The organism is Bifidobacterium dentium JCM 1195 = DSM 20436 (assembly GCF_001042595.1).
GTDB lineage: Bacteria > Actinomycetota > Actinomycetes > Actinomycetales > Bifidobacteriaceae > Bifidobacterium > Bifidobacterium dentium.
Genome location: NZ_AP012326.1, coordinates 375,710 through 398,071, shown reverse-complemented (window position 1 = coordinate 398,071; position 22,362 = coordinate 375,710). Strand labels below are relative to the sequence as shown.

At 60.1% G+C, this 22,362-nt stretch carries 17 protein-coding genes and 1 pseudogene; 10 read left to right on the top strand and 8 right to left on the bottom strand.

Annotation, left to right across the window (positions count from 1 at the left end; genetic code table 11):
- Positions 1 to 57: 57 nt before the first annotated feature.
- Both BBDE_RS11665 and BBDE_RS01530 read right to left on the bottom strand, forming a co-directional pair.
- Positions 58 to 1,119, bottom strand: a pseudogene (locus BBDE_RS11665) (ABC-F family ATP-binding cassette domain-containing protein); the annotation flags it as partial.
- 165 nt (positions 1,120 to 1,284) lie between these two features.
- Positions 1,285 to 2,013, bottom strand: a complete 729-nt coding sequence (locus BBDE_RS01530; protein WP_003837565.1) for a type 1 glutamine amidotransferase — start codon at positions 2,011 to 2,013, stop codon at positions 1,285 to 1,287.
- 127 nt (positions 2,014 to 2,140) lie between these two features.
- Here BBDE_RS01530 and cysS point away from each other — a divergent pair, with 127 nt between their 5' ends.
- A complete protein-coding gene (gene cysS / locus BBDE_RS01525; protein ID WP_003837566.1) occupies positions 2,141 to 3,784 on the top strand; it encodes a cysteine--tRNA ligase in 1,644 nt (547 codons plus the stop codon).
- A gap of 60 nt (positions 3,785 to 3,844) precedes the next feature.
- Positions 3,845 to 5,488 carry a signal recognition particle protein gene (gene ffh / locus BBDE_RS01520; protein ID WP_003837567.1) on the top strand — a complete coding sequence of 548 codons (1,644 nt, stop codon included), beginning with the start codon at positions 3,845 to 3,847 and terminating at the stop codon, positions 5,486 to 5,488.
- Between the two features lie 347 nt (positions 5,489 to 5,835).
- Here ffh and BBDE_RS01515 read toward each other — a convergent pair whose 3' ends face one another.
- On the bottom strand, positions 5,836 to 6,879 hold the full coding sequence (locus BBDE_RS01515; protein ID WP_003837569.1) for an endonuclease/exonuclease/phosphatase family protein: 1,044 nt from the start codon (positions 6,877 to 6,879) through the stop codon (positions 5,836 to 5,838).
- Between the two features lie 539 nt (positions 6,880 to 7,418).
- On the opposite strand from BBDE_RS01515, the gene rpsP reads away from it, so the two are divergent.
- The 5 genes from rpsP (at position 7,419) to trmD (ending at position 11,490) form a co-directional block, all read left to right on the top strand.
- A complete protein-coding gene (gene rpsP / locus BBDE_RS01510; RefSeq protein ID WP_003842744.1) occupies positions 7,419 to 7,868 on the top strand; it encodes a 30S ribosomal protein S16 in 450 nt (149 codons plus the stop codon).
- A 2-nt stretch (positions 7,869 to 7,870) separates the two neighbouring features.
- Complete coding sequence (locus tag BBDE_RS01505; protein WP_033489160.1) at positions 7,871 to 8,104, top strand: RNA-binding protein; 234 nt, start codon at positions 7,871 to 7,873, stop codon at positions 8,102 to 8,104.
- Positions 8,105 to 8,125: 21 nt separating this feature from the next.
- Positions 8,126 to 8,713 carry a ribosome maturation factor RimM gene (gene rimM / locus BBDE_RS01500; RefSeq protein ID WP_003837574.1) on the top strand — a complete coding sequence of 196 codons (588 nt, stop codon included), beginning with the start codon at positions 8,126 to 8,128 and terminating at the stop codon, positions 8,711 to 8,713.
- Between the two features lie 209 nt (positions 8,714 to 8,922).
- Positions 8,923 to 10,407 carry an aspartate ammonia-lyase gene (locus BBDE_RS01495; protein WP_003837575.1) on the top strand — a complete coding sequence of 495 codons (1,485 nt, stop codon included), beginning with the start codon at positions 8,923 to 8,925 and terminating at the stop codon, positions 10,405 to 10,407.
- Between the two features lie 123 nt (positions 10,408 to 10,530).
- Positions 10,531 to 11,490, top strand: a complete 960-nt coding sequence (trmD, locus tag BBDE_RS01490; protein WP_012901847.1) for a tRNA (guanosine(37)-N1)-methyltransferase TrmD — start codon at positions 10,531 to 10,533, stop codon at positions 11,488 to 11,490.
- A 57-nt stretch (positions 11,491 to 11,547) separates the two neighbouring features.
- On the opposite strand, the gene rsmD is transcribed toward trmD, so the two are convergent.
- The 4 genes from rsmD to BBDE_RS01470 form a co-directional block, all read right to left on the bottom strand.
- Complete coding sequence (gene rsmD / locus BBDE_RS01485) at positions 11,548 to 12,135, bottom strand: 16S rRNA (guanine(966)-N(2))-methyltransferase RsmD (RefSeq protein ID WP_003837577.1); 588 nt, start codon at positions 12,133 to 12,135, stop codon at positions 11,548 to 11,550.
- Between the two features lie 10 nt (positions 12,136 to 12,145).
- Positions 12,146 to 14,791: an ATP-dependent DNA helicase RecG gene (locus BBDE_RS01480; protein ID WP_003837579.1), complete on the bottom strand. Its 2,646-nt coding sequence runs from the start codon at positions 14,789 to 14,791 to the stop codon at positions 12,146 to 12,148.
- Between the two features lie 124 nt (positions 14,792 to 14,915).
- Positions 14,916 to 15,110, bottom strand: coding sequence for a 50S ribosomal protein L28 (gene rpmB, locus BBDE_RS01475; RefSeq protein ID WP_003837580.1), 195 nt, complete (start codon positions 15,108 to 15,110; stop codon positions 14,916 to 14,918).
- A 210-nt stretch (positions 15,111 to 15,320) separates the two neighbouring features.
- Positions 15,321 to 17,267, bottom strand: a complete 1,947-nt coding sequence (locus BBDE_RS01470) for a tetratricopeptide repeat protein (protein ID WP_012901846.1) — start codon at positions 17,265 to 17,267, stop codon at positions 15,321 to 15,323.
- Positions 17,268 to 17,574: 307 nt separating this feature from the next.
- Between BBDE_RS01470 and BBDE_RS01465 the strand changes: the two genes are divergently transcribed.
- The 3 genes from BBDE_RS01465 (at position 17,575) to BBDE_RS01455 (ending at position 21,338) form a co-directional block, all read left to right on the top strand.
- On the top strand, positions 17,575 to 18,867 hold the full coding sequence (locus BBDE_RS01465) for an MFS transporter (RefSeq protein WP_003837586.1): 1,293 nt from the start codon (positions 17,575 to 17,577) through the stop codon (positions 18,865 to 18,867).
- A gap of 170 nt (positions 18,868 to 19,037) precedes the next feature.
- A complete protein-coding gene (locus tag BBDE_RS01460; RefSeq protein WP_228369738.1) occupies positions 19,038 to 19,799 on the top strand; it encodes a DUF4037 domain-containing protein in 762 nt (253 codons plus the stop codon).
- Positions 19,800 to 19,895: 96 nt separating this feature from the next.
- The gene (locus tag BBDE_RS01455; protein ID WP_012901845.1) at positions 19,896 to 21,338 is read left to right on the top strand and encodes an esterase/lipase family protein; all 1,443 of its coding nucleotides are present in this window, start codon (positions 19,896 to 19,898) and stop codon (positions 21,336 to 21,338) included.
- A gap of 33 nt (positions 21,339 to 21,371) precedes the next feature.
- Here the strand turns inward: BBDE_RS01455 and BBDE_RS01450 are convergent, their stop codons facing one another.
- Positions 21,372 to 22,097 carry a FadR/GntR family transcriptional regulator gene (locus BBDE_RS01450; RefSeq protein ID WP_003837592.1) on the bottom strand — a complete coding sequence of 242 codons (726 nt, stop codon included), beginning with the start codon at positions 22,095 to 22,097 and terminating at the stop codon, positions 21,372 to 21,374.
- Positions 22,098 to 22,362 lie beyond the last annotated feature (265 nt).

Here is a 22,362-nt window from a genome sequence, read left to right as displayed (position 1 = left end):
TGTCCCGGCCGATTTTCCAACCGACCTTCCGGCTGCTTCAACGGCCTGTTGCGCGGCTGGAACGCCGGCATCTACCAGTCGCGGGTCGGTCAAATCGTCGACGGCGACTTCCACACTGCCGTGCACCTGCGGTTCGGCGTACATGGCCGGCACCACATCCACACGGGAAGCCGAGGCTTCCATTTCCGCCACATCGGGGTCGATGTCGGACTCGCCGTTGACATGCTCGAAGATCTGCGTCACATCGATCAGATCAACCACCTGCTTGCCTAGGCGGGAAGTCGCCATCTGCTTCAGTTCGAGCGTATTGCGCACTGGCGGCACGTCGGCGATGAGTTCGCGTGCGGCCTTCACGTGGAACTTCTGCTTGGTGGAACGGGCGCGGGCACCGCGGGTCAGCCAAGCGAGTTCCTTGCGGGCCAGATTACGGCGCTTCGTCTCACGCACGTCAGCCTGACGGTCACGTTCCACTCGCTGCAACATGTAGGCGGAATAGCCGCCCTCGAACGGTTCGATCACGCCGTCATGCACTTCCCACATCGATTCGCACACTTCGTCGAGGAACCAGCGGTCGTGGGTGACGAGCAGCAATGCGCCGGCGCCGGCGGACCAACGATTCTTCAGATGTTCGGCGAGCCAGTGAATCGTCACGACGTCCAAATGGTTGGTGGGCTCGTCGAGGGCGAGAATATCCCAATCCTTAAGCAACAGGCGGGCAAGGTCGGCGCGACGGCGCTGGCCGCCGGACAACGAGCCGATCCGCGCGTCCAGGCTGATGCCGCCGAGCAACGCCTCGACGATCTCACGTGATTTCGTTTCAGCGGCCCATTCGTAATCCTCACGACCCTCCAGCGCGGCTTCGCGCACGGTGGCGTCGTCATCGAGCGGATCGCGCTGATCAAGCATGCCGAACGTGAGACCGTTACGTTTGGTCACTCGACCGGAATCCGGTTCCTGCGTACCCTTGAACAGGTGCAGTAGCGTGGATTTGCCATCGCCGTTCTTGCCGACGATGCCGATGCGGTCACCTTCGAAAACACCTTGCGTCACATCGGTGAAAATCGTTTTCGTGGCGAAGGCGAGCGATACGTGTTCAAGTCCCAAATCATAAGTCGGCATAATCCACCAATGTAGCGGGAACGGCGGAACATGGAGGATTACCGGAACAGTCCCCCTCCTCAATCTACCGACACTCACGGCCCCTCACCGTCGGTAGATTGGGGAACATCCCAAACTACCGACGCTCAGACGGTCCTCAGCGTCGGTAGATTGAGGAGGGGCAGTTCAGCCCTGCAATGACTGCGCGTATGAATTGCATCGGGCAGCGAATCCGGAGAAAACCTGATCGGCAAGAGGCTGCAGCTGCGGATTGCATTCGACGTATGCCTCGCGCAGCTTCGATTTCGATCCGCCGGCGGCTTTCAGATCCTTGACCATACCCGGCTCGTCGAGCCACTCCTCCAGCAGGGTCGGCGTGACTTCCAAGTGAAATTGCAATCCGAGCGCGGAGCCGAATCGGAACGCCTGGTTCTTTGTCTTCTCACTGCGTGCCAGTGGCTGTGCGCCTTCGGGAAGCGTCACCACGTCGTTATGCCAATGCAGCACATCCACCGTCTTGTTCCACATCGAGAAGAAATCGTGTTTATCCACACGCTTGATCGGTGCAAAACCGATTTCCGGAGCATCCCCGCTTTTCAGTTTCGCTCCAAGCGCGGTCGCGATGATCTGGTGCCCTAGGCATACGCCCAGCACGGGCTTGCCGACGCTGACCGCGGCACGCGTCAGTTTGGCTTCAGCCTTCAGCCCCGGATACTTGTCGTAGTCGAGCGCACCCATCGGTCCGCCCATGAGCACCACTCCCGCCACCTCGTCGAAATCAGGGAATTCCGGCTTCTTTTCCTTGGCCACATTCATGATCTGGTATGACAACCCCAAGTCATCCAAGCCATCCAAAATGCGTCCCGGTTTCTCCCACGGGACGTGCTGCAGAATCAACACCTGTGATTGCGTCATGCAACCATTGTTACATCACCCACGTAAACAACATTCACAAATTCGACAAATCAGCTACAATCGTTTTCCACTTAGCCTGCGGATTCCATGCATTAGTATGTCCGATTCTGGCAATACTCTCGTGGGTATGACGAACACGCAAGAACCGCAGAATACCAACACTTCCGGCGTTGCCGGCACAGTCCAAACGGTGGCTGGCGCCGCAACCGAACTGAAGCTGTACGACACCGCCTCGCACACGGTGTCGAGTTTCGTGCCGCTCAGACCCGGCCAGGTCGGTATCTACGTGTGTGGCGCCACGGTGCAGAGCTCACCGCATATCGGCCATATCCGCGCTGCCGTCGCATTCGACGTGGTACGTCGCTGGTTCCAGCGTCTCGGCTACAAGGTCACATTCGTGCGCAACGTCACCGACATCGACGACAAGATTCTCGACAAGGCGGCCGCCGCAGGTCAGCAATGGTGGGAACGTGCCTACATCTACGAACGCGAGTTCACTGAAGCATACGATACGCTCGGCGTCGAGCCGCCGACCTACGAACCTCGCGCCACCGGCCACATGATCGACATGATCGACCTTATTCGGAAGATCATCGACAACGGCCACGGTTATGTGGTGACCGACGAGAACGGCAATCCGACCGGCAACGTCTACTTCGACGTGGCCAGCTGGCCGCATTATGGCGAACTGACGCATCAGAAACAAACCGCCGTCTCCGATGATGCATCCAAGATCACCGACGCGATGGGACCGTCCGTCGACAATGCCGGCGACGACAAATACAACCCGATCGACCCGGCCGACATGTCGCCCGACAAGCATGATCCGCGCGATTTCGCGTTGTGGAAGGCCCCGAAGGATTCCGATCCGCTCGACGCCCGTTGGAACACACCGTTCGGTACGGGTCGTCCGGGCTGGCATATCGAATGCTCCGCGATGAGCCATCGCTATCTGAAGGACATGTTCGACATTCACGGCGGCGGCCTCGATCTGCGATTCCCGCACCACGAGAACGAGATGGCGCAGACGCGCGCCGCCGGTTACGATTCGGCCGCCCGTTGGATGCATTCCGCTTGGGTCACCGCAAAAGGCGAAAAGATGAGCAAGTCGCTCGGCAACGGCCTGTCCGTTCCGGCGGTTCTGGCGGAAAATTCCGCCTGGGTGGTGCGTTACGCACTTGGTTCCGTACAGTACCGTTCCATGCTGGAATGGTCCGATCAGACGCTGGCCGAAGCGCAGTCCGCCTACGATCGCGTGGCGAATTTCATCGAACGCGCCGGCGCCGCCGTCGGCGAACAGCCGTCCCATGATGAGATCGCCGCGATTTCCGCGGATGCGCTGCCGGCCGATTTCGTTGCCGCAATGAATGACGACATCAACGTTTCCGGTGCGACCGCTGCGATTTTCACGGCGATCCGTTCCGGCAACACGTTGCTGTCGAAACTGGCCGACCGCGCCGATTCGGATGCCGCCAAAGCCGAAGTGCGCGAAGCACTCGTGAATGTGCGTGCGATGCTCGATACGTTGGGATTGGATCCGCTGGCCGAACCATGGGTGAATGGCGGCGTTGCAGGAGGCGCGGCTGGCGCTGCCGCCGATTCCGCCGAGCATGCGGCGCTCGACAAGCTCGTTTCCGAACAGTTGGCCGAACGTGCCGAAGCCCGCAAATCCAAGGATTTCGCCCGAGCCGACGCGATTCGCAACGCACTGAACGCGGCAGGCATCGCCATCGAAGACGGTCCGCAGGGCTCCACTTGGTCGCTGCAGTAGTCGTCCAATCGTCCATCGCATAGTCATCTATCCGAGCAAACGGCTAGACTGGGGAACATTATGGCAGCATTTAGTTCTTTGACAGACAGGCTCTCGAATGCCTTCAAGCATCTGAAGAGCAAAGGCAAGCTTTCCGAGGCCGATATCGACGGTACGATCCGTGAGATTCGCCGCGCGCTGCTCGACGCCGATGTGGCGCTCGACGTGGTGCGTTCCTTTACCGGCCGTATCCGCGAGCGTGCGCTCGGCACTGAGGTTTCGCAGGCGCTGAATCCGGCGCAGCAGGTCGTGAAGATCGTCAACGAAGAGCTCACTGACGTGCTCGGCGCCGGCGTGGATCGTCCGCTGAACTTCGCAAAGAATCCGCCGACGATCATCATGCTCGCAGGCCTTCAGGGCGCCGGTAAGACGACGCTCGCCGGCAAGCTGGGCTATTGGCTGAAGGATTCCGGCCATACCCCGCTGCTTGTCGCGGCCGATTTGCAACGTCCGAACGCGGTGACGCAGTTGCAGGTGGTCGGCGAGCGCGCCGGCGTACCGGTGTATGCGCCGGAAAAGGGCGTGCAGTCCGCCGGCGGTGAGGCCGTTGCCTCTCCGGGCCTGACCACCGGAGACCCGGTGAAGGTGGCCCGCGATTCCGTGGCGTTCGCCAGGCAGAAGCTGTATGACACGGTCATCATCGATACCGCAGGCCGTCTCGGTGTTGATGAGGAACTGATGAGGCAGGCCCGCGATATCCGCGATGCCGTGCAACCGAATGAGATCCTGTTCGTCATCGACGCGATGATCGGTCAGGATGCCGTGCAGACGGCGAAGGCGTTCGACGAAGGCGTGGACTTCACCGGCGTGGTGCTTTCCAAGCTTGATGGCGATGCTCGTGGCGGTGCCGCGCTTTCCGTCGCATCCGTTACCGGCAAGCCGATCCTGTTCGCTTCGACGGGCGAAGGATTGAAGGATTTCGAAGTCTTCCACCCGGATCGCATGGCTTCCCGCATCCTCGACATGGGCGATATCCTCACCCTGATCGAGCAGGCGCAGAAGCAGTTCGATGAGGAGGAGGCCCGTAAGGCCGCCGTGAAGATTTCCGACGGCTCCTTCGGTCTTGACGATTTCCTCGACCAGCTGCAGCAGGTGCGCAAGCTCGGCCCGATGAAGAATCTGCTCGGCATGATTCCTGGCATGGCCGCGCACCGTAAGGAACTTGAACAGTTCGATGAGAAGGAGATCGACCGTACCGAAGCCATCATCCGTTCGATGACTCCGGCGGAGCGACGCGATCCTTCGATTATCGACGGTTCCCGTCGCGCCCGTATCGCCTACGGTTCCGGCGTGACCGTCTCGCAGGTCAATGCGCTGTTGCAACGTTTCGAGCAGGCCTCGAAGATGATGCGCCGCATGAGCAACAAAGCCGGTGCCGGCATGCCCGGTTTCGGCGGCCCGTCCATGGGTGGCGGCAAGGGCAAGAGCAAGAAGGGCAAGAAGAAGGGTTCCAAGTCCGGCAATCCGATGAAGCGCGAGGCTGAGGAGAAAGCATTGCGGGACAAGCTCGCCGGCAAGAACTCCGGCGGCAAGTCGAGTGGCTCCGCTTTCGCCAAGAAACCGCAGAATCCGGCGCTTCCGGCTGGTTTGCAAGATGTGATGGGCGATTCGGGCACGGAGTTGCCGCCGAACTTCGGCGGCGGTCTGTCCGGTCTGCTGCACTGACCCGTTCCGACTGCAGGATCGCCCGCCTGCGGATCTATCCGCTATGGGGTGATCGTCCGCTCACGAGCCATCCACCCCTACTGGGAACCACCCGCCTGCGGAACCACCCACCTACGGATCGGTTCACTCGCCAACAGAGGGCATCGGAAGCCAATCCGATGCCCTCTTCGCGTATGCCTTCTCATTCTCCTCACTCTGCTGACGCTCACAGCACCTCACCGTCGGCAGTTTGGGAGAATATCCAATCTGCCGACACTCACGGACCGTCACCGTCGGTAGATTGCGGTGCTGTCTCAATCTGCCGACGCTCAGGGTGCTGTAAGCGTCGGCAGATTGAGGATGCCGGATTATTTGAGAGTCAGGGTGGCGGCCAGCGCCAGATGATCGCTACCTTCGACGGTGAAGGACCGCACGTCGGAGGCATCCAGCCCCGACGTGAACAATACATGGTCAAGAATGATGCGCGGCCACGGCAGCCATGAGGGGAACGTAGCACGGCGACCTTTCGCCTCGACCAACGCGGCATCCTTGAATCCCAGCCGCATTAGCTTTCTGAAACTCGGATGATCGGTACCGGAGTTCAGATCGCCCATCACCACGGTGATATCACCTTGATTCTGCGTAGTAGCGAAGGCGCCCAATCCGATAATGCCAGCAGACCAGTCGCGGCAGCCGCGCATCGGCGATTTCGGATGCGCCGACGCAAAGGTGATGCTCCGCATCGAATCAATCGGAAAGCATAGTCCCGGCACATCGGCGGCCGGAATCACCACCGTGACCGGTGAAGCATCACTTGGTTCCACACGAATCCAGACGCCGTTGAACCCGCCATTATCCGATTCCTTCACCTCGCCCAGCTGACGATAAGGCAACAGATCGGCAAGGCCCGCCGCATCCAGCTCGGCGATCAGGTTCTCCGTAAGTTCCTGCAACGCAAGTACGGCGATGTCATATCGTTTGACGGCTTCCACAATCGCGGCAGCATTTGCACGGCCGAATCGGCAGTTCAGCGTCATCACGCGGAACTGACCATGCCGGGCGTCCTCCGCTCCAGTCTCGGTCTCCTCAGTATTGTTTTCACGCGATGTTTCACGCTTTTCCGCAAGCCTGTCGGCAATCATCTGCGCAGTGTTGTGCGTCTGCAGATTGTTGATCCAATACTGTTCCTTACGCAATAGTGATGCAAGGCAGACGGCCAGCGCAGTGCAGCCGAGAGCGATTTCATGCAGCGCGAACCCAGCAATCGAAATGGTCAGCGTCGGAATCCACATGAACGGAATCAGCGCAATCAGATACGGCAACGGTAGATGGCCGTCCCATCCGGCAGGCATTTCACCGAGCGCAATCCACACGATGCAGACCAGCAACACAATCCAAAGCGCGATAATCATCGAGGCAACTCCCTTTGCAAACCGTTCGTTGCAAGATCGAATACGTAGATTCCCCAGTGTATCCAATTTGGCTGATTCCGGAAGTCCGGACAATCAGACCCGCCCAAACACCTCACGGTTGTCCGATTCTCCAGAATCAGACAACCCGGCAAGTCGTTTCCCAATCCACCGACGCTAAAGGCACGCCACCGTCGACAGTTTGGGAAACCTCACAATCTACCGACGGCAAGGCGCTGCCAGAATCGGTAGATTGAGTGATCTTCACAATCCGCCGACACTGAGACGCTGTCACCGTCGGTAGATTGGGTGGCGCCATAATCCGCCGACGCTAAGGGCACGCCACCGTCGGTAGATTGGGAAAGCAGGAGGATTGCCGACGCGCGATGCCGGCGCGTCCAGACCCCACAGTTATAATTACCCAGTTATTCGCGCGCGCGAAGCCCTCTAACTATCGCGTGACGTGAGGAACACGTGGGTTTCGGATTCCGTGCCCCACACAGAACACGAAACACACACCCCTAGTTACAAGGAGAGCCATTTTGGCAACCAAGATTCGTCTGAAGCGCATGGGTAAGAAGTTCTACGCGTTCTACCGCGTGGTGATCATGGATTCCCGTACCAAGCGTGATGGCCGCGCCATCGAAGAGATCGGTACCTACAATCCGAACACCCAGCCTTCGACCATCAACATCAATTCCGAGCGCGCTCAGTACTGGCTCGGCGTTGGCGCCCAGCCGACCGAGCAGGTGCTGAACCTGCTGAAGATCACCGGTGACTGGCAGAAGTTCAAGGGTCTCGACGGTGCTGAGGGCACCCTGAAAACCGTTGAGGCTGGTCCGGATGCCGCCGCTCGTGTTGAGGCCGTCGAAGCCCAGGCCCAGAAGCTGAAGGCAGCAAAGTCTGAAGCCGCCGCCAAGGCCGCCGCCGAAGCCGAAGCCGCCGCCACTGAGGAAGCCCCGGCTGAAGAGCCGGCTGCGGAAGCTGAGTGATCATGCTCGCCCAGGCTGTGGAACATCTGATCAAGAACATCGTCGATTTTCCCGACGACGTTTCCGTCAAGTCCCATGAGAACGCGCGCGGCGAACTTATTCGCGTGCGCGTGAACCCGGAAGACATCGGTCGCGTCATTGGACGCAGCGGCCGCACGGCCAATGCGATCCGCACCGTGGTACAGGCGCTGTCCGACCATAAGGTGCGCGTCGACATCATGGATGTGCGCAGGTGAGATCCTAGCGTGGTGCGTGAGATGCATGTAGACGACCCTCAACAGCCTGAGCTGCTGAGGGTCTGTCGTATCGGACGTGCGCAGGGACTCAAAGGTGAAGTCACCGTGCAGATCTTTACGGACGAACCGGAATACCGATTCGCTCCCGGTGCTGTGCTGTACACGAAAGACGGCGAAGAAGAGTACGTGGTGGAACACTCCCGTACCTTCAAGAACCGTTGGATCATCAAATTCGAGGGCATCGACAATCGTGACTCGTCAGAAGCCGCCAACGGCACTGTGCTCTATGGCGAGGCCGACGATCCGGAGGAGATGCTTCAGGCCGACGAGTGGTATCCGAAAGACCTGATCGGTCTGGAGGCACGTCTTGCCGACGACAACACACTGGGGCTCGAACCCGGTATGGCGATCGGCAAGGTCGTGGATGTGATTGAGGTGGCCCAATGGCTGCTGAAAATCCGTCTCGCCAACCCGGTCAAGGATGCCGATGGCGTGGTCGTTGAGAACAGTGCGTTGGTGCCGTTCGTCGACGAGCTCGTACCGGACATCGATTTGGAGGAAGGCTATCTCACTTTGAATCCGCCAGGCGGACTCATTCCAGGACTGTAACGGCAATCCCTCAAAAAAACGGATTCCCGCCAAAGCAGATTCCCGGACGCCGCCCCCCGAAGTATATTCAGCAGCATATCCCCGATATTCCATCGATTGAATCGACTCATCCTACGGAATATCGGGGATATATTCATCTTGTGCGATGTATTTCTTACGATTATGGTGAGCCATGGACCGGAAAACATCCGGCAACCAGGAGGAACACCATGGCACTGACACTGCATACCCCGCAGCGGCCCATCGCGCCGACCCGCAAGGCGCATCAGACCCGAATCGAACACGATTGCATCGGATCGGCCGAAATACCCGCCGAAGCCTACTGGGGCATTCACACGCTACGCGCCATCGATAATTTCCCCGTCTCCGGCATCACCGTCAGCGATCATCCGGAACTCATCCGCGCCTATGCGCAGGTCAAGCAAGCCTGTGCCCGCGCCAACGGCGAACTCAGCAATATCAACGCATATCAGGCGGCACTCATCGACAGAGCCTGCGAAGACGTGGCCTCCGGCGAGCTTAACGACCAATTCCCCGTCGACGTGCTGCAAGGCGGTGCCGGCACCTCCACCAACATGAACGTGAACGAGGTAATCGCCAATCGTGCGTTGGAACTCGGCCACCACGCACGCGGCGAGTATGACATCATCCATCCCAACGACACCGTCAACAAGTCGCAATCCACCAACGACACCTATCCGGCGGCATGCCGACTCGCCCTGATCGGCGCTTCCGGCATGCTGGTCGACCGCACCAGCCAGCTCGTCGACGCCTTCCATACATTGTCGGAGCGCACCATGCCGATCGTCAAAATCGGCCGCACGCAACTGCAGGACGCCGTTCCAATGACCTTCGGCCAGGAGTTCGGCGGCTTCGCCTCGCAACTCGACGCCGACGCACGACTGCTGTCATCGCAACAAACGCCGCTTGCCGTAGTCAATCTTGGCGGCACCGCAATCGGCACCGGCATCTGCGCCGACGCACGTTTCCGCGAGCGTGCGATCCGGCATCTTGCGGAGCTGACCGATCTGCCGATCCGCGCGGCCGACGATTCGGTGGGAGCCACCAGCGACGTCGGCGATTTCGTCACCTTGTCCGGCGCCATCAAACGTACCGCCCTGCATTTGGGTAAGATCGCCAACGATCTGCGGCTACTGGCAAGCGGACCACGCGCAGGGTTTGAGGAGATTCATCTGCCGGCCCGTCAGGCAGGCTCGTCAATCATGCCGGGCAAGGTCAATCCGGTCATTCCGGAATGCGTGAACCAGTGCGTGTTCATGATCATGGGCATGGACGCCACCATATCCTGTGCCGCCGAAGCCGGGCAATTGCAGCTCAACGCATTCGAACCGGTAATGCTGCATGCGCTGCTGACCGGCATGCACACGCTCGCCAACGCCATGGACACGCTCCGCGAGCACTGCGTGAGCGGCATCACGGTGAACGAGCAAGCCGGCATGGATGAGGTCATGCGTTCCTCGTCACTGGCCACTGCGCTCATCGGCTATATCGGCTACGAACGGGCCATGACCATCGCGCAGGAGGCGCTCGTCAGGAACACCACCGTGCGTGAGATCGCGCAGAAGGAGAAGGTGTTGAGCCCCGAATTGCTCGATTCCATCCTCGATCCGCATAATCTGACCCACATGCATTGCATGCCGACCGGCGCCATGCATGGTTGCCTCAAGAAGTAGACATCGGATTGCCCCGGCATCCATGCTCCGATGCTCGCGGCGACGTTCACGCTTCGGGATCTTCCCGCTTCGATGACCCTTTTGGCAATCCTCTTGGCAGGCATCCCACTATTGTGGAGCAGTATGAAGATCGATATCGTGTCCGTGTTCCCGGAGTATTTCGAAGTGCTGAACCTCAGTCTTCTCGGCAAGGCGCAGGCGAAGGGCCTGGTCACCGTTCAGGCGCACAATCTGCGCGATTGGACGCACGACGTGCATCATTCCGTGGATGACACCCCGGTCGGCGGCGGCGCCGGCATGGTCATGAAACCGGAGGTGTGGAGCGAGTGCCTTGATGATTTGCTGGGACTCGCACCGGCCACGATTGCCGCGGATGCCGTCGATTGCGCTGCCGAACATGCTTGCGGCACTTGCGACGGTGAGGCATCGATTTCCACGGATGATACGACTGCCGAAGTTCCGGATGGTACCGCCGCTGATTCGCCTCGCCCGGTGCTGATCTTTCCGAATCCGTCCGCTCCCCTGTTCACGCAGCAGGATGCGACCGAGCTGAGCCACGCCGATCATCTGCTGTTCGGTTGCGGTCGTTACGAAGGCTATGATGCTCGCATTCCGCAGTATTACCGTGCGCAAGGCGTTGACGTACGCGAATATTCAATCGGCGATTATGTGCTGAATGGCGGTGAGGTGGCGGTTTCCGTCATGTTGGAAGCCATTACGCGCCTGATGCCGGGGTTCATGGGTAATCCGGCATCGATCGTAGAGGAATCCTACACCGGTGGCAATGCGTTGTTGGAGCACCGCCAGTACACGAAACCAGCCGAATGGCGTGGGCTCAAGGTGCCGGATGTGCTGCTTTCCGGCGATCATGGCAAGGTGGATCGGTTCCGTCGTGATGAGGCGTTGTCCAAGACCGACGAACTGCGCCCGGACCTGATCGAGGCTCTCGATTGCACCCAGCTCGACAAGGCTGACCGCAAAACACTGATGTCCTTGGGGTGGGAGGTTTCCGGTCCTCACCCACGCAAGCGCGAATCCCTCAATCTGCCGACGCTGACACACCCCTCACCGTCGGTGGATTGAGGATATACCCAAACTACCGACGCTGGCACGCCCGCCAGCGTCGGTGGATTGAGGACGTCAGAGATTACCGACGCTGGCGGGCTCGATGTAGTACACGGCGGTTTCACCATAGTCACGGCGGTCGGCGATCACCCAACCGTCCGGCGGAGTCGGGTCATCGGATCGTGTGGGCCGTTCCAGCACGATGATGGTATCGGAGGATGTCATGTCGCCGCCCGCTAGGTCAGACAGCAACTGATTGCAGGCCTCGGTTTCGAAGATATACGGCGGATCGATGAAAATCACGTCGAACGATGCGACGGCGGCCCCTGCCGCATATTTTTCGGCACGCGCCTTGATCACGCGCGCGCTCATGCCCGATTCCCATGAACGGTTGCGCTTCAATGCAGTCAGCGTATGCGCGATCAACGTTGCCGCCGGTGCGGAGGATTCCACCGCTACGAGTTCTCGCGCGCCACGACTCAACGCCTCGATGCCCAAAGCTCCCGTTCCGGCGAACAGGTCGAGTACGCGCGCATCGTCCAGCACTCCCCACGAATCCAGATGCGAGAATATCGCTTCTTTGGTCCTGTCGGTGGTCGGCCTGGTACCGGCTTTCGGCGTGGTCAGCGCCACACCCTTGAATCGTCCTGAAATAACGCGCATGGACACAAGCCTAATTGCTGGTAAGGAAGGTTTCGTTGCCACGGGTGAAGTCGAGCACGGCACCGGCGAGCTGTACCTCTCCAAGCAGGTCGGGGTCGGCGGCCACCAACTCTTCTGCGGCGGTACGGGCGTGTTCGATGATTTTCACATCCTTGACCACGCGCAACAGCTTCAGACTCGACCGTCCGCCCGATTGGGCATCGCCCAGCACATCGCCGGCCCCGCGGAATTCCAAGTCAGCCTGGGCGATTTCCGCGCCGTCAAGCGATCCGCGAATCACTTCGAGACGTTGCGCAGCGTCACTGCCAGCCTCGGCACGTGAGATCAGGAACGCCCACGAATTGGTGCCACCTCGCCCGACGCGCCCGCGCAGCTGATGCAACTGGGACAATCCGTATCGGTCCGCATCAAAGATCACCATGCAACTGGCCTGCGCCACATCCACGCCGACCTCGATCACAGTGGTCGCCACCAGAATCGGCGTGGTACCGGCCGCGAAATCGGCCATGACCCGCATTTTGGTCTCATCATCATCCCTGCCGGTCAATGTGGCAAAGCGAATGCCGGCGAACTGCGGCAATCCCGCCAGACGTTCCTTGATCTCGGCCACGGAATGCAATGGCGGACGCTGTGCACGCTGTTCGTCGTCCTCGCCCAGCTCATACAGTTCATCGAACGAGCGCCCCGGATCCTCATCAGGTGAGGTGTCGACTTCGGTGGAATCGGCATCGATGCGCGGGCATACCACATAGGCGCGCTCCCCTGCGTCGAGGCGGCTTCGAATCAACGCAAACATGCTGGCCATGGTATGCGCATCCGCTTCGGGCACCACGAAGGTGCGAATCGGTTTGCGTCCGCCCGGCAGTTCGGTGAGCCACGAGATGTCAAGGTCACCGAACCAGGTCATGGCGGCGGTGCGGGGAATCGGCGTGGCCGTCATGACCAGCAGGTGCGGTGCCTTGTCGGCCTTGGCATTCAGCGATTCGCGCTGTTCTACGCCGAAACGGTGCTGTTCGTCAATCACTGCCAGTGCAAGGTTCGGCGCTTGGAAGGTCTTGGAGAATGCGGCGTGCGTGGCTACGACGATGCACGGCGTGCCACTTGCCGCCACGGCGAGCACGCGCCGACGCGCCGACAGTTTCATGCCACCGGTGAGCAGCAGCACCGGAATGTCCCCGCCCGGCAGATTCCCGATGCCCGATTCCCCGGCAGCCAGTCCGCCACCTGTCGGCCCCGTACCAGCCAGTTCCCCACCAGCCGACCTTCCGCCGACTTGTGCACCGCCATCCACACCCTGATTGTGAGTAGATTGTTCGTGGGATTCCCCATATTCCGCAGTGCGTACGGCGCCTCCCATACGCTGAACCATCTTGGAGATGCTCTCGTAATGTTGTTCGGCCAGCACCTGCGTCGGCGCGACGAGCACCGCCTGCAGTCCCGATCCGACGGCCTGCATCATCGCGGCGACGGCGACCACCGTCTTGCCGGAGCCCACTTCGCCTTGGAGCAGTCGTTGCATCGGATAATCGCACGCCATGTCGGCGGAGATGTCGGCGATGACCTGTCGCTGCCCGGCGGTCAGGTCGAACGGCAGGGATGCGATGAAATCATCCAGCAATGCGGTTTCGGAGCAGGCCGAAGCGGCCGCCTTGCGCGAGGCGTCGCGCGACTTGACGAGCGCGGTCTGGCAAATCAGCGCCTCCTCGTAGCGCAACGTATGCAATGCGGCATCACAATCCTTGGTATTCGTCGGATCATGAATCGCCATGAACGCTTCCGCACGATGCATCAGGCCTTCGGCGGCGCGCAGATGTTCCGGAACGATGTCGGGAACGGCTGCAGCGAGCGCCTCGGTCTGCGCGGCGCGGTCGATGTTCGGCCGGTCGAATTCCCCGGCTCGTCCGGATTCTACAGTTGCAACCCGTTGCGCGGCCAGGTATTCGTCACCGCGCAGCGCATCCATGTATTTCAGGATCGACTCGTGGATGTGCTCGCTGGAGATGCGCGAATTCGCATGGTATACCGGTCTCGGCCGGCAGACGCGGGTCAATGCTTCCTGTACCGTTTCCGCGTCGAATGTGAGATTGGATTGCGGGAGATTGGATTGCAGCGGATCGCACGCGGGCCCGTCGCCGGGCCCATCGTTCCATTCCCCGGATTCCGCCGGCGATTGCATATCATGGTGCCTATCTGATTGCATATCCGTCGGATTGACGGTGAGCATGTCGGGATGGGTGAACTGCAGACGATCGTTGTAGACGCTCGGCTCCCCCGCGATTACCAGCAGTGCACCGTCATGCAACCTGCGTTGCACCCAGTCGACATATGATTTGCGATACGAGAAGAACACCAATGAGGCAAGCGATCCGGCGACGCGGCGGGATTGCGCGAATCGTGCATCGTCCACGGTGGCGATCAGGCGGAATCCCCGGCGGGCCATCGGGAACACGCGTACTTCCCGCACATGCGCCGCGAATGCCATCTTCTCCCCGATTTTCGCTTCGCGCAGGGCTCGCAACGGCACCGGTTCGGTCACACGGAACGGATAGTAGGTCAGCGCATCACCGATTGACACCACGCCCAATGACTTCAACGCGCCGACGCGGCGGCGATTCGTTTCGATCGAGGTAATCGGGGTTTCCAGTGTGGCGTTCATAACACTTCATTGTGTCACATACCCCATATTCGCCCCGCATCAATATGACCCGCAAGGGCGAACAGATAAAGCAAAACCCCGGTGGCCTTGGACCTACCGGGGTTTCAAGCTGTTATTTCGCGATTCACGCTTCAGCACGCTGAACCTTGCCAGCCTTCAAGCACTTGACGCAAACGCGAACGCGAACGTTCTCGCCGTCGATGGTGGTGCGAACCGGCTGCAGGTTCGGGCGGAAGGTGCGCTTATTGCGAATATGTGAGTGCGAAACGGTGTAACCGGTCTGCGGTCCCTTGCCGCACACTGCGCAACGAGCTGCCATAATGGACTCCCTATAATTACTATTGACTTGCAAGTCTGCGCGTTCGACGCCCGCAACTGAATGCGTGGCAGAACACACAACTTCTCAACTATACAACCAGCCCCGACCAATCGCAAACCCTACCGACATGGATCGGCAACATGAGCCGGCAACATGGACCGATGGCACAACTGCCCGATACGACCCGGCGGCACGCTCCTGCCACACGCCCTATGATTCCATCACGCCCATACGCAAACTGGCCGAAACGGAACCCATCACATCGCCTCCGACACGCGACCCCAATACCCAGACGGCATCCTGGGCGAACAGCGGGAATCCCGCATCGGTCAGCTCGATGGCCGCACGGGCCAGCACGTCCAGAACCTTCTCGCTCGGCGCCACCGGTATGCCGCCGGCGCGCATCGCGGAGCAGGCATCGTCGTACGACATCTCCGCAGAAGCCAGTCCCATCTGTTGGCTCAGCTCATATGCCTCGTCGCGGGCTGCGTTACGGAACGGGGTGCCGCCGTTGACCATCATCGTATAGCAGGCAAGCGCCTCCTGCAGACGGCCGATCTGCCACAGTGCGTATCCGAGCCGGTAGTAGAGCACTTCGCAGTCCACAGGCAGCACGGCCAGTTTGAGCGCTTCGATGAGCACATCCGCGGCCTTGCCGTATTCGTCGTTCTTGGCGTACACCTGCGCGAGTTCCTCGCGGAACCTCATGCAGGTCGGGCCGAGTTTGATGCATGTGAGTCCCTCGCTTTCGGCACGCTCCTTGCCGCCGTTGTCTTTGGCGAGCATGCCGAGGTTCTGGTGCACGTCCACCGCAGCGTCCGGCAGTTTCCAGTAACGCGTGTGTTCATCGCCTTCCAGCAACGACACCATAAGGCGGCCAGCCGAACGGCTGCAATATAGCGGAATCTCGCCGTTCGCGCCAATCTTCGCTTCGCCGGCCTCGCCCAGTTGGGTCAGTGCGACTTCAAGCTGCAGCTCCGCGACCATCGGGGAATCCTCGTTCTCCTCGACGATCGCGATCACATCGTCGGTGGAAATCGGCGACTCGTCGTGCATGACGTCCAGCTCGCAGGCACGGTCGGCGCGCAGGAACCCGCGCAACGATTCCGGAAGTTCACGCTGATCCTGCCATTCCGGTACGCGCTTCTGCAGGAACACAGCCGGCATGGTCAACGGTTCAATCTGCGTAAATCCTCGATTCGCGTCGAACTGGCCACGGTAACGCACCGGCTTGAGCAGGTTGAGCAGGGCCAGAGGATCGACGTCCAGCGACATTTCGTCGCATTGGCCGTTCTTCATGGCGGGAAGCGCGCCCATCATGAACGGCACGCGGTCGAATCCCATGGAAATCACGGGCGTGCCATCCGTATTGCCAAGGCAGCCGGTCAGATCGACCTGCGTAATGCGCACTCCCGACGAAAATGCGGCCCACGCCAGCAGACCACCCAATCGCACGGCATAGGCTGAAGCGAAACCGTCCGCATGCTGGCGTTCAACCGGCATGATCGCAGGCTTCGGAACGCTGAAATGCACCACCATCACGCCGGCACGGGCGTCTTCGTCAAAACGGTAGCTCATGCGGAACGGCAACGAGAGACTTTCGCACACGTTGGCGAAGCGAGTGCTGATGTCCCAGTCACCGCCACGCACGCCTTCGACGCCACGCATGGTACGGAACCGGTTTTCACCAGCTTGCAGCCCATCGATGATGCCGATCTTGTGCGATACATCGCTCATAAACTCCTGCGATTTGCGCAGATAGAAGCGCTCATCGATACTGTCCGCGGACATGCCGTCCTGCACTGTGGCATGAGCCTCGTCATCGGCATAGTCGATGCGATTGAGGGCCGATTCAACCGCATGCAGCAGGTCGCATTGCTCCTGGCTCAGCTCTCCGGCGTCGAAGCGGAGCCAGAATCGTTTCGTGGTGCTCAGCCGAATGGCCTCAAGATCGGATCCGGCTGCGATATCGCGAATCCGCGCCGCGCCCGCCTCAATGAGCAGACGGGCCGCGAACCGTTCGAACGGACCGGCTTGCTCGGCATTCGTGGAGCCGCGCCATATGATCATGTCGACGGCGTCCGGCAGCGGCTGGTTCACCAGCAACTGCAGCATATCCGCATTCGCATCCAAAACGTTCGGAACATCCGCGCCCATGTTCAGGCTCCTTGCAATCCGGCGGTCACAGGGCAATCATCGTCGCATAACCGTAACCTGCATCGATTCTCCGCCTGCATTCACCGGGCCTATCGGCCATCGGCGTGAGCAGGTCCTGTTACCCATCCTATCCGACGAAACGGTCCGTTCGAAGACAATCCTCACGCCCGATACCCCCGTAGTCGATGAGTACGTTCACCCGCTGTTCATCTCATGCAAGCGACAGCCCCGTGCGTCAGCCCTAAGATGAATAAGACAGACGAATAAGCCACAATGGAACTGACATTCACCCGAAAAGAGTCAGCGCATGACGTACAGCACCACTGCCGATACCACTTCGAAATCGCCGGAGGCGAATGCGAAGATGACCACCCGCGAGAAGAAATGGATCGTCTACGACGTCGGCAATTCCGCATTCGTACTGCTTTCCACAGCCGTGGTGCCGATTTATGCGAATTCGCTGCTCAAGGCCGCAGGCGAAACGAACATCGTGTCGACGTGGGGCTATGCGCAGACCATCGCATCGCTGGTCATCGCCGTGCTCATGCCGTTGCTCGGTTCCATCGCCGACGTGCAGGGCATGAAGATCAAGTTCTTTACCGGTTTCTTCCTCACCGGCGTGGTCATGTGCTGTGCGATGGCGTTGCCGCTCGGCTGGCTTGCGTTCCTTATTGTGTGTGTGCTGGCTACCATCGGACTCAACGGTTCGCTCACCTTCTATGACTCCATGCTGGTCGACACCACCACCAACGAGCGCATGGACCGCGTTTCCTCGCATGGCTACGCATGGGGCTATATCGGCTCCACCGTGCCGTTCATCGTATGCATCGCGCTCATTTTCGGTGGGCCGGGCCTGTTCGGATGGACCACTGTGGCCTGCACGCGCGCTTCGTTCGTGATCACCGCCGCCTGGTGGGTGACGTTCACCATTCCACTGCTCACCAGCTACAGGCAGGTGCACTACCGCGCCACCGCCGACCAGACCGGCGAGGCGATCCGCCACACCTTCTCCGAATTGGCCTCCACGTTCCGCGCGATCCGCAAGAACAAGCCGTTGTGGATGTTCATGATCGCATTCTTCTTCTACATCGACGCCGTCAACACGGTCATCTCCATGAGCACCTCGTACGGCACACAGCTCGGCATCGACTCCACCCAGCTGGTCGTCGCACTGCTCGTCACGCAGTTCGTGGCGTTCCCGAGCGCCATCATCTACGGCAAGCTGGCCAATCGATTCGGCGCGAAAACCATGATCACCGCGGCCGTGGTCGCCTACATGTGCATCGTGTTCTTTGCGTCGTTCCTTCTGCGTTCCGCCGTGGAATTCTGGATTCTCGCGATTCTCGTCGGCATGTTCCAAGGCGGCATCCAGGCGCTCTCCCGCTCGTATTACGGCAAAATCATCCCCAAACAGCACGCCAACGAATACTACGGCTTCTACGATATCTTCGGCAAGACGGCTTCGATCATCGGCACCTTCCTGGTGGCCACCACCACGTCGGTTACCGGCAACGCCTCGCTCGGCGTGCTCTCCATCGCGGTACTGCTGGTCGTGGCGCTCGCCTTCCTGCTCCTGCAGAAGGATCCGACCCGCGCATAGCCAAGCCACCACGAGCCGCCGCATGCCGCCGCACATGGAACGGACGGCCACGCTTCCCGTTCCATGTGCTAGGATGTCAAACGTTTGCAGCGATGGCGCAAGGATGCGTCACTCAACGAAGAGGTGGAGAGAGGTAAACGATGTCATCCGTGGAGGAACTATTTGAGGCAATGCACGCATGGCCCGAAGTCGAGGCGATTGCGTTGGGCGGTTCGCGCACAACCGGCAACGCCGACGAGAAGTCGGACTACGACGTCTACCTGTATGTGACCGCACCCGTACCGACGCAGCGCCGCAAGAAACTGCTGTCCGACTACTGCAGCCGCATGGAGATCGACAATAATTTCTGGGAGAACGAAGACAACTGCACGCTCAACGACGGCACCGACATCGACATCCTGTACCGTGACCTCGATTCCTTCATGAACGGCGTCGCCGATGTGGTCGAGCATTTCCACGCCAGCAATGGCTACACGACCTGCCTGTGGCATAACGTGATCACCAGCACGATCGTCTTTGACCGGAACGGCCGGTTCGCCGCGGCCCAACGGCGCTTCTCCGTACCGTTCCCCGAACCGTTGCGCCGCAATATCATCGAGCGCAATACGCGACTGTTGCATGGCAATCTGCCGTCGTACGATGCGCAGATCCGCAAAGCCGCGATCCGTGGTGACGAAGTCGCCGTGAACCACCGCGTGGCCGCGTTCATGGAATCCTATTTTGATGTGCTGTTCGCGTTGAACCGGCTTACACACCCCGGCGAGAAGCGCTTGGAAAAGCTCGCCTCCCGCAATTGCGCAATCCTGCCGAAGGATTTCGAAGCCAATCTGGACACGCTGTTCGGCACCATGTTCACTGACGTCGATCAGCTCAGCGGCACCTTGCAGATCATCGTCGACAATCTGCAGCGGAGCGTCGACACGAACCTGTAGGCACCGTAGACGGACGTCCACGAACGACGCCCTGTCGGCAATCCGGTCTTGTCGGCAATCCGGTTTCGCCGGTAATCTGGATGCATGCACCACAGCATGACGACGGAGGCATCGTGGCTGGCCGTCGATACGATCATCATCACGGCGGTCGCGAATTGCGTACTCCCGCTGGAGTCCGCCCATCTCGACGGGGCCGCGACGGCGATGAACGTTGCGGTCGCGGTCGTCCTGGCTGCGGCGGTAATCATGATTCCCGGCAATCCGACGCATCCGAAAACGTTGCGGGCGCGCAATCTGAAAATCTGCTACCGGGGAACGGCGGCGCTGAAGGCGTTCTGGTGGTCGGCCGCGTTGTCGATTGTCGTGCAGACCGTACTTGCCTTCCACCTGCTTCCTTCGGGTTGGAAGTTGTGGCTCGGCAGTGCGATCATCTGTTTTCTGGTGGAGAGCCTGCTGTTTTGGCGTGGCATGATCGCCGTGTACGTCAGTTCCGTGCAACTCGGCCTGAAGATTCGCGCCATCGGCCTGATCTGTGGCTGGATTCCGATCGCCAATCTGATCGCGCTCGTCAGGATCATTCGCACGACCGACGCGGAGGTCGTGTTCGAGGAGGCGAAGGAACGGCTTGACGCCGACCGCGAAGCCGAACGGATCTGCGCCACGACATACCCGATCCTGCTGGTGCATGGCGTATTCTTCCGTGACTCGAACGTGCTCAACTATTGGGGGCGCATTCCCGACGAGTTGCGCAAAAACGGCGCGACCATCCACTATGGCAACCATCAGTCGGCGGCGTCCGTACGCAGTAGCGCATATGAGCTGACCGAACGCATCCGGCAGATCGTGGAACTGACTGGCTGCGGCAAGGTGCATGTGATCGCACATTCCAAAGGCGGTCTTGACATGCGCTACGCGATCGCCCGATGCGGGGCCGCGCCGTTCGTCGCCTCGCTGACCACCATCAATACGCCGCATCGCGGTTGCGGCTTCGCCGATTATCTGCTGTCGAACATTCCCGAGGCCGTGCAGCGTCAGGTGGAGGCCGCCTACAATGCCGCCGCCGCACGGCTTGGCGACCCCCAGCCGGATTTCATGGCCGCCGTACACGATCTCACGCAGGCCGGTTGTGCGAGGCTCAACGCCGAGATGCAGTCCGAATCCGCGAACCCGCCGCAGCGCAAGCAGACCGAAGCGCATGCCGATGCCGTTCGGAGCCCTATGCCGGAACCGTTGAACAACAGCCGTTTCGCGGGTATGGTGTGCCGTAGCGTCGGTTCACGCTTGAAGCATGCGACCACCGGCAAGTTCCCGTTGAATTTCACGTATCCGCTGGTCAAATGGTTCGACGGTCCGAATGACGGTCTGGTGGCCCGGTCTTCGTTCCTTTGGGGCGAGAGCTTCACATGGATTGAGCCGCAAGGCGATCGCGGCATTTCGCACGCCGACATGATCGATCTGAACCGCGAGAACATTCCTGGTTTCGACGTGCGTGAGTTCTATGTGCAACTTGTCGCCGATCTCAAACGACGGGGCCTGTGAGCGCATGCGGGAGGGCGCCCCGGCTATGCGACCCTAGAAGAATTTGAGCGCGCGGGCCACTTCGTCGACGATGTCGAGCATGGCCGTGCGGGCGCGTTCAGGCTCACCTTTGGCGATGGCATCGGCCACGGCGTCGTGCGCATCGAGCGCGGCCGGCTTCGGCTTCATCGGGTATTTGCCCAGTTCCACCCGCCCACGCAGCACGGTGGCGATGGTGCCGGCGAGCGCCGCGAACAGTTCGTTGCCGCTTTCACGCAGGATCAGACTGTGGAATTCCACGTCCAGCTCGTGGAATCGGGAGAGCCCGTCTTCGCCTTCCTCACTGGTTTCGGCGGCTTGACGCATCTGTGCCGTATAGACGGGGAATTTTGCCTTGACGTCGATGGGTGCGAGTCGGGCCGCCGAGGCGGCGGCGGCCGGTTCCACGGCCAGTCGCAGTTCGGTGAGTGAATAGAGCTGTTGTTCGCGTTGCGTGGAGTGCAGTCTCCATTCGATGACCTGACGGTTGAGTGCCTGCCACTCGCTGAACGGCCGCGCCACAAGTCCGACGCGTCTGCGTACCCATACTGCGCTTAGGGATTCGAGTGTTTTCGCGACTTCGCGCGCCACGGTTCGGGAGATGCCGAAACGGCTTTGCATGTCTTCCAGCGTCAGACTGTCGCCGGCCTGCCATATGCCGTCGAGCATTTCGATGGCCAGTGTTTGGCTTACCGAATCCTGCATCAGTTCGCCGCCTGCGTTTTCGGCGATTGCTGCCATGTCCCTCTCCTTACGCTTCCGACTTGTTCCGCATGTGTGCGGCACGCCGTGACGTCTGCATCATGACGAAGACCGCATGTTGCGCGGATTGTCCGCATGCCCTCTTTCCCATGGTGTCCACCATGTGTTTCCACCATGTGTTTCCACCATTGATTTCCGCCATTTGTACTACCCGAATCATACCAAGTCACACGATTTTTCCGTTTCGTAGTACTTTTGATTTGACAGATAGTACTTTTAAGATTTATAGTAGTCTCAATGTCGA